Consider the following 482-nt stretch of genomic DNA (forward strand, 5'->3'; position numbering starts at 1 on the left):
GAGCATCCAGTCTGCCAATCTGACCGGCGCACAAATGGAATTGTTTGCCCGCGATACCGACATCAAAGGCACGGTTAACAGCCATTCTGCTAACAAGTCTTCCAGCGGCAAAGAGGCGAAAAATGTTCAGCACTTCCGTTCAGACCGCAACAAAACGGAAACCTTTACCGCCAGCAATATCAATGCATCCGAGTCATTGACTTTGAACAATAGCGGCAGCCTCAACCTGAGCGCAGCCAACATCAATGCCGGCGCGCTGACCGCATCTGCCACAGGCAACTTCAATTCTAACGCGGTAAAAACCACCAACCGCATAGAATCCGACCATACTCAAAGCAAAGGCCTTTGGTACAACAACAACCTGAGCTCTTCTGCTGACGAAAGCCTGCATCAAACCAAAATCAATGCCGGCTCTGTCAATATTGCCACCACAGGCAAAGTTCAATTGGATGCGACCGAACTAAACTCGGCTGCTGATGCTC

At 50.2% G+C, this 482-nt stretch carries 1 protein-coding gene; it reads left to right on the plus strand.

Features of this window, described 5'->3' with window-relative positions; translation table 11 throughout:
• Window positions 1-482 (plus strand): hypothetical protein (locus tag ACTHUR_RS19565; RefSeq protein WP_440400453.1); only part of this gene is annotated, 482 nt, incomplete at both ends.

The organism is Neisseria sp. P0021.S007 (assembly GCF_051956855.1).